The 13,471-nt window shown below is 32.1% G+C and carries 15 protein-coding genes; 9 read left to right on the top strand and 6 right to left on the bottom strand.

The genetic code is table 11. The features are described from left to right. Nucleotides 1-4: 4 nt before the first annotated feature. Nucleotides 5-313 carry an antibiotic biosynthesis monooxygenase gene (locus tag K5782_RS06640; protein WP_297465119.1) on the top strand — a complete coding sequence of 103 codons (309 nt, stop codon included), beginning with the start codon at nt 5-7 and terminating at the stop codon, nt 311-313. Between the two features lies 1 nt (nt 314). Next, complete coding sequence (locus tag K5782_RS06635) at nt 315-635, top strand: cupin domain-containing protein (RefSeq protein WP_297465117.1); 321 nt, start codon at nt 315-317, stop codon at nt 633-635. Here the strand turns inward: K5782_RS06635 and purN are convergent. Further along, nucleotides 632-1,249 (bottom strand): phosphoribosylglycinamide formyltransferase, encoded by a 618-nt coding sequence (gene purN, locus K5782_RS06630; RefSeq protein ID WP_297465114.1) that lies wholly within the window; start codon nt 1,247-1,249, stop codon nt 632-634. The two genes, K5782_RS06635 and purN, sit on opposite strands and share 4 nt — an antisense overlap. A 76-nt stretch (nt 1,250-1,325) precedes the next feature. Between purN and K5782_RS06625 the strand changes: the two genes are divergently transcribed. Continuing rightward, nucleotides 1,326-2,288 (top strand): exonuclease, encoded by a 963-nt coding sequence (locus K5782_RS06625; protein ID WP_297465340.1) that lies wholly within the window; start codon nt 1,326-1,328, stop codon nt 2,286-2,288. On the opposite strand, the gene K5782_RS06620 is transcribed toward K5782_RS06625, so the two are convergent. The 3 genes from K5782_RS06620 to K5782_RS06610 form a co-directional block, all read right to left on the bottom strand. Beyond that, nucleotides 2,281-2,520, bottom strand: a complete 240-nt coding sequence (locus K5782_RS06620) for a hypothetical protein (RefSeq protein WP_297465112.1) — start codon at nt 2,518-2,520, stop codon at nt 2,281-2,283. The genes K5782_RS06625 and K5782_RS06620 overlap by 8 nt on opposite strands. Beyond that, a complete protein-coding gene (locus tag K5782_RS06615; protein WP_007550931.1) occupies nt 2,521-2,766 on the bottom strand; it encodes an Lrp/AsnC ligand binding domain-containing protein in 246 nt (81 codons plus the stop codon). Between the two features lie 503 nt (nt 2,767-3,269). Continuing rightward, nucleotides 3,270-4,547: a DUF4147 domain-containing protein gene (locus tag K5782_RS06610; RefSeq protein ID WP_297465110.1), complete on the bottom strand. Its 1,278-nt coding sequence runs from the start codon at nt 4,545-4,547 to the stop codon at nt 3,270-3,272. Between the two features lie 51 nt (nt 4,548-4,598). On the opposite strand from K5782_RS06610, the gene K5782_RS06605 reads away from it, so the two are divergent. From K5782_RS06605 to K5782_RS06595, 3 genes are all read left to right on the top strand, one after another. Continuing rightward, complete coding sequence (locus tag K5782_RS06605) at nt 4,599-5,543, top strand: iron-containing alcohol dehydrogenase (protein ID WP_007550926.1); 945 nt, start codon at nt 4,599-4,601, stop codon at nt 5,541-5,543. Between the two features lie 100 nt (nt 5,544-5,643). Further along, nucleotides 5,644-6,747, top strand: a complete 1,104-nt coding sequence (locus K5782_RS06600) for an LLM class flavin-dependent oxidoreductase (protein ID WP_007550924.1) — start codon at nt 5,644-5,646, stop codon at nt 6,745-6,747. A gap of 50 nt (nt 6,748-6,797) precedes the next feature. Beyond that, nucleotides 6,798-7,034: a hypothetical protein gene (locus tag K5782_RS06595; protein ID WP_297465105.1), complete on the top strand. Its 237-nt coding sequence runs from the start codon at nt 6,798-6,800 to the stop codon at nt 7,032-7,034. 1 nt (nt 7,035) lies between these two features. Here K5782_RS06595 and K5782_RS06590 read toward each other — a convergent pair whose 3' ends face one another. Together K5782_RS06590 and K5782_RS06585 are read right to left on the bottom strand one after the other, a co-directional pair. Continuing rightward, the gene (locus tag K5782_RS06590) at nt 7,036-7,461 is read right to left on the bottom strand and encodes a hypothetical protein (RefSeq protein ID WP_179365086.1); all 426 of its coding nucleotides are present in this window, start codon (nt 7,459-7,461) and stop codon (nt 7,036-7,038) included. Between the two features lie 48 nt (nt 7,462-7,509). Beyond that, the gene (locus tag K5782_RS06585) at nt 7,510-7,734 is read right to left on the bottom strand and encodes a hypothetical protein (RefSeq protein ID WP_179365085.1); all 225 of its coding nucleotides are present in this window, start codon (nt 7,732-7,734) and stop codon (nt 7,510-7,512) included. 74 nt (nt 7,735-7,808) lie between these two features. Here K5782_RS06585 and K5782_RS06580 point away from each other — a divergent pair, with 74 nt between their 5' ends. The 3 genes from K5782_RS06580 (at nt 7,809) to uvrA (ending at nt 13,464) form a co-directional block, all read left to right on the top strand. Next, complete coding sequence (locus K5782_RS06580) at nt 7,809-8,441, top strand: pyridoxamine 5'-phosphate oxidase family protein (RefSeq protein WP_297465102.1); 633 nt, start codon at nt 7,809-7,811, stop codon at nt 8,439-8,441. A 267-nt stretch (nt 8,442-8,708) separates the two neighbouring features. Next, complete coding sequence (gene uvrB, locus K5782_RS06575; RefSeq protein WP_297465100.1) at nt 8,709-10,661, top strand: excinuclease ABC subunit UvrB; 1,953 nt, start codon at nt 8,709-8,711, stop codon at nt 10,659-10,661. Beyond that, nucleotides 10,648-13,464, top strand: a complete 2,817-nt coding sequence (uvrA, locus tag K5782_RS06570) for an excinuclease ABC subunit UvrA (RefSeq protein WP_297465097.1) — start codon at nt 10,648-10,650, stop codon at nt 13,462-13,464. Before uvrB ends, uvrA begins: the two co-directional genes overlap by 14 nt. Nucleotides 13,465-13,471 lie beyond the last annotated feature (7 nt).

The following is a 13,471-nucleotide window of genomic DNA, read 5'->3' as shown; positions in this document are numbered from 1 at the left end:
AATTATGGAACTAAATTGGAATAATTTTATGTTTGTAGTAATATCTGACGTTCAAATAAAATCTGAATCTCTTATTATCTTTAAAAATTGGTTTTCAGAATCAAATAAAACAGTATCAAAATTTGATGGTTTTGTAAATAGACGTCTTTTGGAAACGAAAGATGGCAAACATAGGATATTAGTTGAATTTGAAAATCTTGAAAAATTCAGTAAAATGCATCAAAGTCCTGAACATGAAAAACTTCATTCCATGGCTGCATCCTTTATGGAAAAATTACCTGAACCTAAATTTTATACTGTAGTCTCACAATAAAATGAATCTAGTTTTTGACGTAAACAAATACATTGAAAAAATAAAAAAAAGTGATAACTACTTTCATACTTTTATCAATAAAGAAAATTTAGCTACAGGTGTGCTCGTATTGCAACCTGGAGAAGAAGACACTCAAGAACCACATGATAGTGATGAAGTATATTTTGTAATCAAAGGTAACGGTTTTTTAAAAATAAAAAACAAAGACTATGAGATTTCTGAAAATAAAATGTATTTTGTAGAGAAAAAAATTCCTCACTTTTTCCATGGCAATTCAAAAGAATTAGTTGTATTGTATTTTTTTAGTGGATTTGATTCTTAGGAAATTATAGTTTTTCTACCTACGATTTTTATCCTATTTTCAGCAAATAACCTTACAGCTTCAGGGTATGCTTTATGCTCTTTTGCTAAAATCCTCTTTGATAATGTTTTTTCTGTATCGTTGTTTTTTACTTTGACTACTAGTTGTAAAATTATTGGTCCTGTATCTACCCCAGAATCAACAAAATGTACAGTACATCCTGAATATTTTGCACCGTTATCAATTGCCTGTTTTTGAGCATTTAATCCTGGAAAAGCTGGAAGTAAAGCTGGGTGGATGTTGATTATTCTATTTTTATATTTTTTAACAAACTCCGGACTAATTATTCTCATAAATCCAGCTAAACAAATCAACCCATTTTTTGGTGTAACGCCATGTTTTTCTAGAGTTGATATTATTTTTTTATCATAATCTAATCTACTACCTTTGAAATTTTTACTTTCAATTACTTCTGTTTTTATGCCCATTTTTTGTGCAATTTTCAAGCCTTTTGCATCAGGTTTGTTTGATATAATAATAGCTGGATTAATTGGAATTTTTTTATGTTTAATTGCTTTTAGAATGGATTCCATGTTGCTCCCGCGTCCTGAAATTAAAATTCCTAGATTTAGCAACTAGTCAATAGTAGATCAAACCTGCAATTTATATCAAATCCAATTATTTTGTTTGACATTGTCTCCTCGTATTCGAATGACCAAAAATGGAATACTATGTGAGACTGAAGGTAAACGCGTTCGTTTGGATCCTAAAAAAACTGATTCAATGGGAGTAAATTTTGTATCCCATGCACACTCTGATCATCTTCCATCCAAAAATGGTGGTACCATACTTGCCTCAATTGAGACAAGTGAAATTGCAAATCTTAGAGGTTTTAAGATGGAAAATCATGTACAAAATATTGTTGATTTTTCATTAATTGATAGTGGGCATATTTTAGGTGCAAAAAGTTTGCTTTTTGATGATATTTTTTACACTGGGGATATTTGTACACGTGATAGAGGGTTTCTTAAAGGTGGAATAATTCCAAAATGTAAAACACTAATCACAGAATGTACATTTGGTTTACCTGAATTTGTATTTCCAAAATTAGATATTATCCAAAAACAAGTCAATGAATTGATCTCAGAACTTTATGGAAAAGGAGTTCCTGTGATTTTATTGGGCTATCAGCTAGGAAAAGCTCAAACTATTACTCAACTTTTTGGTCATTGGGGGCCATTGTATTTTCATGATTCTGTAAAACAAATGAATGCGCTTCATCAGAAACTTGGTATTTCTCTAAATGACGGAATAGGTCATACTGAAGCAGAAAAAAATGGATTATTGAAAAACAAACCGTGGGTGATGATAGCTCCCTTAATGTCTGAAAAGAATCAATTTCTCAAAGATATGAAGTCAAAGTATGGTGCAGTAACTATAGGTTTTAGTGGTTGGGCACAATCTTCTCGATTTGCATTTGGACGACGTTCAGATTATTCAATAATTATGAGTGATCATTGTGATTTTAATGAATTAGTGGACTTGGTAATTCGTTCTGGAGCGGAACAAGTTTACACTATACATGGATTTGTTGAAGAATTTGCAGCACATCTAAGAACACTTGGAATTAGTGCACAACCGCTTCGTGAAAATTCTTTAGACGACTTTACTTAGTTTGAAATTTTCCACAGTCACAATCTAATACTAAACATATTTCAGAATTTCTAATGTGATCATGTGAGAAATGTTTGCATTTATCATTTTTACATATTCTTCTTTGAGCCTCTCTTTTTACAACTGATTGGGCAATTGAATTTGCCTTGTCTATTGAATATCCTTTCTTATCCATGTAATAATGAACAATTCTATTATACAATAAATCTGGATTGAATTGTTTTTCTAGCATCTACTTTCCCCCTTGTGATGGTATGTAATGAAGTGTTATAGTTGAGCGAATCTTTGGAATCTTTCTAATTTTATTCGTAATTACATTATCCAGCGAATCTTTTGTGTCTGCTTGAACTTTGCAAAAAACATCATAAATTCCATATGTTCCTCTTACCTCTTTTACTTCTGGAATTTGCATAATTTGATTTATGATCTGCTCTTCGGAACCTAAATCACACTGTATCAAAATATATGCAATTTCCATAATCTATCCTCTTATCCTTCCCCGTCTATAATTTGATCCCTCATGGCAACCACATGCACAAGATGGATTATCGCATTTGCTCATACTTTTTTTATTCATGATATGGTTTAGTGATTATAGTATTTCAAACCAGTATATTTTTTATTAAAAAAACGTTTATTTTTTGAATTTGTTTTAAACAACTGTAAGAATTTTTTACATCTTTTTTGGGAAGTGTTTCAAGTTATCTTGTTAAAACAGTAAAGGCTCCAGTGACTGTAATAAAATAAACAGGTTAATTTTAATGATTTAGAAATAATATGAATTTCTAAGAATGTATAATTCTTAAATCCTGATTGATTTATTTTATACAATCTCATTAAATCTTTAAGTTTCAGTATTTTATGTGAGTGTTATGTGCGAAACTCTGGATGAAATTCATGAAGCACAATTAGCTGCAGTTATAGCTAGAATGCGAAAAGAGCATTCAAAGAAAGAACAACAATCAATCTGTAATTGAAAATTTATTTCAATATTATGCCTATGTCCATAAGATTCGTATGGGTAAAATCGGTTCGAATATTGCATTTTTGTTTTTGAAAGAATCTTGCGGAATCGCTATTTTTTAAAAATTCTTTAATTATTGACTCGTCAATTTTGATATTTTCTATTATCGCTCCTGCAAATAATGAATTTCCATCAATCCCATCAGTACCTACTGACGCAATAGCAATTTTTTTCATGTTTTGTGCATTCTTTAAAATTCTTAAAACTAACTCTTGATTTCTTCCTCCTGTTCCTTTCCCGATTACTTCAACTGTTGGTTCACCACCAAATATTAGGCAAGTTTTTTGTTCATCTGAAATATTTTCTATAATTTTTTGTGTAGCATCTTTTATGTTACCAAATATCTGTATCGTTTTTGTTTTATATCCAAGCTCTTTAGCTTTTAATTCCATTGCATCAAGACAATTTTTATTGTTTGCAATGATGTAATTTTCAATCAGTGCTTTTTTTGGTGTTTCAGGAATTTTTCCTTTAAATCCATCTTCCAATCTTTGTAAAATTTCTAATGGGATTTTATTTTTTAATTTGTACTTGTTGATTATGTTTAGTGCCTCTAAAAATGTTGTATTGTCCATGTATGTTGTACCTGATGCAATAGATGAAAGATCATCTCCTTCAACATCTGACATAACTAGTCCAATTCCTTGACATTTCGTATTTTCAACTAGTCTACCCCCCTTAATTTTTGACAAGTGTTTTCTAATACAGTTGAACTCTTGAATTGTAGATCCTGATTTTAGCAACAGATTGGTCACGTAGATTTTATCATCCAATGTTATGTCATCAGGAATTGCAAGTAATGATGATCCTCCCCCTGAGACCAAATAAATCACTAATTCTCCTTCTCTTCTATTTTGTAGAAATTTTATCACTTCTTTTGCTGCCTTTACACTTGTCTGATCAGGTTTTGGATGTCCTGAATTAAAAATCTGAAATTTTTTACCTTTTATTTTTGATTTTGAACCTTTTGGAATTACTATGATCCCGTTTTTTATTGGAATTATCGCATTTAATGCTCGCGTCATGGAATCTCCGGCTTTTCCAAATGCTACCGTATAGATTCCAGAAAACTTGTTTAGTTTGATAATTTTTCCGTTAATTTTAATTTCTTCTGGAGTGACAAATTTTGGTATGATGTTTTCTGGATCTGCAGCTTTTAGTCCTTCCTCTAGGATCTTCAAACAATCTATCTTCTTTTCTGATATTGCCAATTCTTCATAATTTTGAATAATCATACGTTTCTTTTTCACGCCAAGATATAATAATAATCAATGATGGTTAGATTTATGCACACAGTACGCATTCCAAAAATAATTAATTTTGGAAAAAATGCACTTGGTGAAACAGAATACCCAAAAAATGCCCTAGTTGTTACAACCGTTCCTCCAGAACTTTCTGATAAATGGCTTGGTAAAATGGGGATTAAGGACTATTTACTGTATGATCAAGTAACACCTGAACCATCAATCGATGATGTCAATACTGTTATTTCAAAATTCAAAGACAAGAATCCTTCAGTGCTAATTGGATTAGGAGGAGGCAGTTCAATGGATGTAGTAAAATATGCTGCACCTGAAATGAAAAAAGAAAAAATCTTGATTCCAACTACATTTGGAACAGGAGCTGAAATGACAACATATTGCGTTTTGAAGTTTGATGGAAAAAAGAAACTATTGCGAGAAGACAGATTTCTTGCTGACATGGCTGTAGTCGATTCATATTTTATGGATGGTACTCCAGAACAAGTCATCAAAAGCTCTGTTTGTGATGCATGTGCACAAGCAACTGAGGGCTATGACAGCAAACTCGGTAATGACTTTACAAGAACAATGTGTAAACAAGCATTTGAGATACTTTATGATGCAATTATGAATGACAAACCAGAAAACTATCCTTATGGTTCGATGCTTTCTGGTATTGGATTTGGTAATTGTTCAACTACCCTTGGACATGCATTGTCATATGTATTCTCAAATGAAGGAATCCCACATGGATACTCGTTGTCTTCTTGTACTACAGTTGCACATAAGCATAACAAATCTATCTTCTATGATAGATTCAAAGAAGCCATGGCTAAACTTGGCTTTGATAGATTGACTCTAAAGGCTGACGTATCAGAAGCAGCAGATACTGTAATGACTGACAGGGGACATTTGGATCCAAATCCAATTCCAATCACTAAACAAGATGTCATCAAGTGTCTAGAGGATATTAAATCAGGTAATCTATAAAAAATCCACACGGATTTTACTTTTTTTCTATTTTATTGATACATTATAACGATTCTCGTTTTGACTAAACTTATTTATGCTAATGTTTTAGTCTAATTGTATGATTACTGAAAAGCCATTAAAGTTCGGTATTCAAAACGGATTAAATGTTGCCCGTGCAGGATATTCTGAAGATCAAATTTTAACTGCCTGTATGCTTGCCGATAAAACTGGCTATGATTCTATTTTCTATATGGACCACACAAATGTGCCCCAATGGAGAAATGCTATAGTTTTAGATCCTTGGGTAATGCTTTCTGCAATCGCTGCAGTTACAAATAATGTTGAACTGGGAACTTGTGTCACTGATGCAATCAGAAGACATCCCTCAAACATTGCATTAGCTGCAATTACACTTGATAGAGTTTCAAAAGGAAGAGCAATTTTAGGAATTGGTGCAGGTGAAGCTCAAAATTTAAAAGAATTTTGTATTCCATTTGAAAAACCAGTTTCAAAATGGGAAGAACAAATTCAAGTTATCAAAACATTGTATGGTTCAACTCCTGATAATACTGTAAACTATGATGGTAAATATTACAAACTAGAAGGTGCATGTCTTCAAGCACCTCCAATTAGAAAACCACATCCACCAACTTACATGGCATCAGGCGGTACTCGCACTTTAGAACTCACTGGAAAATTAGGAGAAGGATGGTTGCCAATTGGTTATACTCCTGAATTATTTGAAGATCATGCAAAACAAATTCAAACATCTATGAATAAACATAATCGTACTCAAGAAGAAAAAGATAAGTTCCAATACGCACTTGATATTGACGTTTACTTTTCAGAAGATGCAGAAGAATCATGGGCAAAAATGAAAGAAGCTGTAAAGGTAAGTTTGTTCAAGCCTGAAGTCTTACGAGTACATGGCATTAAAGAAATTGAAGGGTTTGATTTTGTAAAATACTTTACAGAATATTCAATGTCTGATCAATCTTGGATTGTAAAAATGAGAGAAGCTGCAACAAAAATTCCTGATAAAATTGCTCGCTCATCAACTGCTGTTGGTACTCCTGATGATATTATTCCTACATTTGAACGATTTATGAAAGCAGGTGTAAATCATTTCGTAATTAGATTCTGGGGTAAGAATTACTTTGGTTCAATTGATAAATTTGCAAGCCATGTGATGCCTTACCTGCGTGAACAAATCCAAAAATAAGTCTGTTTTAAATCGAAAATCATTTACTATACCATAACTTGCTAATTGGTATGGATGACGAACTTCCTGAGGCAATAAAAAAGTGCATCAAAATTCTCGAAGAAAATATTGATATTTTATCTAACATTGAGATGGACTTGGAAGATCAAAAAGAAGATGAAATAGTTTCAAATCTAGAAATCCATGATCTTTATGATATGACTGAAGATCTTGCAGAATCTACAAAACTAAAACGTGCTGAATTCAATCTTATGCGCAGAAATGCAGAAAATCTTCCACAAAATTAAATCATGATTTATGTGGTCGCCTGTTTTTACTTTTCATTCTAGTGTATGATCTCACTTGTCGTTTTTTGTGTTGTTTTTCAATTCTTTTTCTTGTACGTGCAGTTGCGTTTGTTTCACCTTGAATTACTTTGACTTTACTTCCATCTCTTAGCATTATTGGTTTTCCTTTAAATCTAAATTCTGCATCATGGCATTTTGTATAGTATTTACTTAGACAAAAAAATATTCTATTATTTGTACCATGCATCTGTTTTACATCTTTTGATTTTTTTAATTCATTGAGAATATTTCTTAATTGCCCTTTGTCAACATCTGAAATTCTGTGTAACTCTCTAAACCAAATGAATTTTGAATTTGATCCCCAATCTTCAAGTGTTTTAAGCACTAAATTTGTTGCTTCCATCCATTCTTCTTCTTTTTCATCCAACTCTTATTCTCTACATTAATCCTATATTTTAGGAATCTTATTTCACATTTAGAATTTTTTTGTTCTAGTGATTTCTTTTAATCTTGATTTTGTTACTTTAGCTGATTGTGTTTGATTTTTTTCCATCTCTTTGGCAACTTTATCTATTTTTTTTATAATTTTTGATTGTTCCTCTGGAGAAGTTGATTTTAAGAGATTTTTTTTTAATATTTTTAATTCTGAGGAATATTTTTTGAACTCATTTTTTAATTCATTCAGATATGGATCGTCCATAATTTTCTTTAATTACCTTGTATTTTAGCGATTAATGATCTGGATTTATAATATTATTAGTAGAATTGCTTTTATTGCAACTAGTTGGAATTTTACAAATAAAGTCACCCCAAAAAATTAAAGAATTTTTGAATCAAGAACATGTTGGACGTATTTCAAGTATTGATGAGAATGGATATCCTCAGATAATCCCAATGAATTTTGTTTTTTTAAATAATTCTGTATACATGCATTCGCATATCAAAGGTGAAAAAATAGATAACATCAATAGAAACTGTAAAGTTGGGTTTGAAGTTGATAGAGAGTTGGAATTTTTACCCTCATATTTTGAAGATCCAAAAGATGCATCTCTGGCTGATACATTGTATGTCAGCGTTGTAATCAAAGGTACTGCATCACTAGTATCAAGCAAGGAAGAAAAAACACTTGCGTTAAATGGCTTAATGAAAAAATATCAGCCTGAGGGTGGATATGATCCGATCCAATCTTCTATGAGAGTTTTAGATGCAGTAGCAGTTATCAAAGTTATCCCTGAAGTTCTTTCAGGTAAATACAAAATTGGACAAAACATGCGTCCTGAAAGTAGAGTTCATTTGGCACAACAAATACTAAAAAGAAATTCTCCAACTGCAAAAGAAACTTTGAAAATAATGGGATTTGAAATTACTAGTTCTGGATTGCAGATGGTTGATGAACCAGTTTGGTAAAATCTTGTGGTTTGAATTTCAACCTTTTTTGATATGACTATTTCTATCACTTCCACGCTACAATTAGATGAACAACAATCGCTTGTTCTGTTCTCAAACTTACAATTGCAAACAATGCAATCTTTTTCCTAACTAAATTTTAGATTTTTAATTAATAAATAAAATCAAAATCTGGTACTAATGCTAACATATGCTAAATTATGGTGTACCGTAGGTAACCCTTGGAGAATAGTTAGCTATAAGTTCAGTTTTAGACGATTGTAACTGTTGCAACAAATCCATAAATTTGAACTTGTATCTGAATATGAGCCTACAGGTGATCAACCTCAAGCTATTGACACTTTAATTTCAGGTGTAAAAAAAGGAACGGTTCAGACACTATTAGGTGTAACAGGAAGTGGAAAGACATTTTCAATTGCAAATGTAATTGCAAGAACTGGAAAGAACACACTAGTAATTTCTCACAATAAGACTTTGGCTGCACAACTTTATTCTGAACTAAAACAGTTTTTTCCAAAAAACAATGTTGGATATTTTGTATCATACTATGATTACTATCAGCCTGAAAGTTATCTGCCTCAGACCGATACATATATTGAAAAAGATACTCAGATTAATGAAAAAATTGAAAAACTGCGTTTAGAGGCAACTGCAATGCTTCTATCTGGCGAGCCTACTATTATTGTGTCTACAGTATCTTGTATCTACTCGCTTGGTAATCCAAAAGACTGGGAGGATCTGGCAATTACAATTAATACCGGTGATGTAATAAAAAGAAATGATCTTATAAAAAAATTCATTGATGCACGATATGAAAGAAATGATACTGAAGTGGCTCCTGGAAATTTTAGAGTAAAAGGTGATACTATAGATATCATTCCTGCATATTCTGAAGATATTGTTCGAATTTCAATGTTTGGTGATGATGTAGAAAAAATAACTTTGTTAGATAATATCTCGCTTAAAGAAAAACGTATCATAACTCAGATGAAAATATTTCCAGCCAAACATTACTTGATAGCAAAAGATGTTAGAGAAAAGGCTATCCTCTCAATCAAAAATGAACTAAAACAAAGATTACCTGAACTCAACGAACTAGAAAAACAACGATTAGAGATGAGAACAAAATATGATCTAGAAATGATTGAAGAATTAGGTTATTGTTCAGGAATTGAAAATTATTCAAGACATTTTGATGGAAGAAAAGCTGGTGAGAAAGCATTTTGCCTGATGGATTTTTTTGGTGATGATTATTTGCTTGTTATTGATGAATCACATGTTACATTGCCACAACTACATGGAATGTACAAAGGTGATTATTCAAGAAAACAACAACTAGTAACATATGGTTTTCGCTTACCTAGCGCATATGATAACAGACCATTAAAATTTGAAGAATTTGAAGATTATCTAAAAAATACTATTTTTGTTTCTGCAACTCCCAGTGATTATGAGAAAAAAATATCTTCTCAAATTGCCGAACAACTAGTACGACCAACTGGTCTATTAGACCCTGTTGTAGAAATTAGATCTACTAAAGATCAAATGGATGATTTAATCCAGGAAATTGCTAAAAGATCCGTCAAAAATGAACGCGTTTTAGTCACAACTTTGACAAAACGTATGGCTGAAGACCTAGCTGAGTACCTCTCCAAAAAGCAAGTTAGAGTAAGATACATGCACTCTGAAATCGAGGGATTACAAAGGACAGAACTTATTCGACAACTACGATTAGGTGAATTTGATGTTCTAGTTGGAATTAATTTGTTAAGGGAAGGATTGGATATTCCTGAAGTTTCCCTTGTTGCAATACTTGATGCAGACAAGGAAGGATTCCTCAGAAATTTTACTAGTTTAATTCAAACTTTTGGAAGAGCGGCAAGAAATGAAAATGGAACAGTAATCATGTATGCTGATACTATTACAAAATCCATGTCTAATGCAATAAATGAAACTAAAAGGCGTAAAGAAAAACAAATACAATTCAATAAAGAACACAACATCACTCCCAAGACTATCATAAAGTCAGTTCCTGAACAAGTTACAACATTAGATGAATCTAAACTAAAATCAACTCATGATCTTGCTACTGATATTATCGAGTTAGAATACCAAATGAAAAAATATTCTGAAGAATTAGATTTTGAGCGAGCAATTGAATGCCGAGATAGAATAAAAAGACTGGAAAAAGAGATCAAATTTAAAGATGGCAGAAAATAAATTAAAAATTCGTGGTGCAAGACACCATAATTTAAAAAATATTAATGTAGACATTCCAAAAAATAAACTCGTTGTAATTAGTGGGTTATCTGGTTCTGGAAAATCAACTTTAGCTTTTGATACGATTTATGCTGAAGGACAGAGACGTTATGTTGAATCTCTTTCTGCATATGCAAGACAATTTCTTGAAATGATGGACAAACCTGATGTTGATTCTATTGAAGGTCTTTCGCCTGCAATATCTATTCAACAAAAAACAACAAGCAAAAACCCACGTTCTACTGTTGGAACCACTACTGAAATTTATGATTATATGAGACTACTTTTTGCAAGAATTGGAATTCCTTATTGTGTGAATTGTTCACGAAAAATTTCCAGTCAATCCGTTGAAACAATCTGTGATTCTATTCTCAGAGATTTTGCTGATCAAAAGATTTTGATTTTATCTCCAATTGTTCAAAGAAAAAAAGGAACGTATGAAAAATTATTTGAACAGATAAAAAAAGATGGATACTCTAGAATACGCCTAAATGGGGAAATTTTAAGCCTTGATGAGCCAATTTCTCCACTTGATAGACAAAAATGGCATAATATTGAGATTGTAGTTGACAGAATTCAGGCAGAAAAATCTGAAAGATCTAGGCTTTTTGAAGCAATACAAACTGCAATAAAAGCATCAAAAGGCGATGTTATGGTTTCTTCTGATAAATCTGAAAAGATATTTTCTCAAAATAATGCTTGCCCTTACTGTGGTCTGACAATTGGTGATCTAGAACCACGAACCTTCTCATTTAACTCACCATTTGGAATGTGTAAAGCATGTAATGGTTTGGGAGTGAAGATGGAGTTTGATGAAGATCTTGTAATTCCAGATAAAAGTAAATCCATTTTAGATGGCGCAATTGTTCCCTGGAGTGGAAGATTTTCTGCATTTAGAAAACAAGCGTTAAGAGCTGTTGGTAAAAAATTTGGTTTTGATTTAATGACCCCAATTGAAAAAATATCTCTAAAACATCTTAAAATTATTTTACATGGCTCAAACGATTTGATTGATTTTAAATATCAATCAAAGTCTGGTGATTCATCTTGGCAATACACTGATGCCTTTGAAGGAGTACTTGTCAATCTTCAGCGGTCATTTATGGAGACCGATTCTGAATCTAAACGTGAATGGCTAAAACAATTCATGCGAGATACCCCTTGCACTGCATGTAATGGAAAAAAATTAAAACCAGAGTCACTTGCAGTAAAAATCAATGATAAAGGAATAATGGATGTATGTGACTTATCAATAGATCACTGCTATGATTTTTTTTCTACATTACAATTAACTGAGAATGAACAATACATCGCCAAAGACGTACTAAAGGAAATCAAAGAACGATTAGAATTTCTAATGAATGTGGGGTTAAACTATCTTACATTGAATAGATTAAGCTCAACACTATCTGGTGGAGAATCTCAGCGAATTAGATTGGCAACTCAAATAGGTTCTAATCTTACTGGTGTCTTGTATGTACTTGATGAGCCAACAATTGGATTACATCAGCGTGATAATGAACGCCTCATTAAAACGCTAACAAAGCTGCGAGATTTAGGAAATACGGTCATTGTTGTAGAGCATGACGAAGAAATTATGCGAAATTCGGATTGGATTATTGATTTGGGTCCAGGCGCCGGAGTTCATGGCGGTAACGTAGTATTTGAGGGAACTGTAAAACAAATACTTCATAATAAAAAATCTATAACAGGAGAATATCTAAAAAATAATTCTCTTATAAAACTTGATGGAAAAATTCGTAATCGTTCTGGAACTCTGGTAATTAAAGGCGCATCTGAAAATAATTTAAAGAGTATTGATGTTGAAATTCCTCTTGGTTTGTTTGTTTCAGTAACTGGTGTCTCTGGTTCTGGAAAATCCACTCTGATTAATGATATTTTATTAAAATCCCTTGAAAATTATTTTTATAAATCCAATATTAAATCTGGATCTCATAGTGGGATTTCAGGTCTCGAATATATTGATAAAGTTATAGCAATTGATCAATCCCCAATTGGGAGAACTCCTCGTTCTAATCCTGCAACTTACATTGGTGCCTTTACTCCTATTAGAGAACTATATGCAAATACTGAGTTAGCAAAAGAAAGAGGATATTCTTTGGGCCAGTTTTCTTTTAATGTGGCTGATGGAAGATGTTTTGCATGTGAAGGTGATGGTGTAAAACAAATAGAGATGCAGTTCTTGTCTGATGTTTATGTAAAATGTGATGAATGTAAAGGAAAGCGTTACAATTCTGAAACGCTTTCAGTTTTGTATAAAGGAAAAAATATTTCTGATGTTTTGAATATGACTGTCTACGAAGCGCTTCAATTTTTTGAAAATATCCCTTCAATTAAAAGAAAACTACAAACCGTCTATGATGTTGGATTGGGATATATAAAATTGGGACAGTCATCAACTACATTGTCAGGCGGAGAGGCCCAAAGAGTAAAACTTGCATCTGAATTATCAAAAAGAGGAACAGGAAAAACATTTTACATTCTTGATGAACCTACTACCGGATTACATTTTGCTGACGTTCAAAAACTACTTGATGTTCTAAATAGATTGGTGAATTTAGGAAATACTGTATTGGTAATTGAACATAATTTGGATGTGATTAAAAATTCTGATTGGTTAATTGATTTGGGACCTGAGGGTGGTGATGAAGGTGGTAAGATAGTGACTGTTGGAACTCCTGAACAAGTTTCAAGAGCTCCTGGAAGTTATACTGGAAAATATCTTAAAAAATTACTCAAATGATGACTAA

The sequence above is a fragment of the Nitrosarchaeum sp. genome (assembly GCF_025699065.1).
GTDB lineage: Archaea > Thermoproteota > Nitrososphaeria > Nitrososphaerales > Nitrosopumilaceae > Nitrosarchaeum.
This window is presented reverse-complemented; position numbering and strand designations above follow the sequence as displayed.

What these genes read in the sequence shown, in the direction of transcription:
- K5782_RS06640 (WP_297465119.1), top strand. Translation starts at nt 5, where the DNA reads ATGGAACTAAATTGGAATAATTTTATGTTTGTAGTAATATCTGACGTT.
- K5782_RS06635 (WP_297465117.1), top strand. Translation starts at nt 315, where the DNA reads ATGAATCTAGTTTTTGACGTAAACAAATACATTGAAAAAATAAAAAAA.
- K5782_RS06625 (WP_297465340.1), top strand. Translation starts at nt 1,326, where the DNA reads ATGACCAAAAATGGAATACTATGTGAGACTGAAGGTAAACGCGTTCGT.
- K5782_RS06620 (WP_297465112.1), bottom strand. Translation starts at nt 2,520, where the DNA reads ATGCTAGAAAAACAATTCAATCCAGATTTATTGTATAATAGAATTGTT.
- K5782_RS06615 (WP_007550931.1), bottom strand. Translation starts at nt 2,766, where the DNA reads ATGGAAATTGCATATATTTTGATACAGTGTGATTTAGGTTCCGAAGAG.
- K5782_RS06610 (WP_297465110.1), bottom strand. Translation starts at nt 4,547, where the DNA reads ATGATTATTCAAAATTATGAAGAATTGGCAATATCAGAAAAGAAGATA.
- K5782_RS06605 (WP_007550926.1), top strand. Translation starts at nt 4,599, where the DNA reads ATGCACACAGTACGCATTCCAAAAATAATTAATTTTGGAAAAAATGCA.
- K5782_RS06600 (WP_007550924.1), top strand. Translation starts at nt 5,644, where the DNA reads ATGATTACTGAAAAGCCATTAAAGTTCGGTATTCAAAACGGATTAAAT.
- K5782_RS06595 (WP_297465105.1), top strand. Translation starts at nt 6,798, where the DNA reads ATGGATGACGAACTTCCTGAGGCAATAAAAAAGTGCATCAAAATTCTC.
- K5782_RS06585 (WP_179365085.1), bottom strand. Translation starts at nt 7,734, where the DNA reads ATGGACGATCCATATCTGAATGAATTAAAAAATGAGTTCAAAAAATAT.
- uvrA (WP_297465097.1), top strand. Translation starts at nt 10,648, where the DNA reads ATGGCAGAAAATAAATTAAAAATTCGTGGTGCAAGACACCATAATTTA.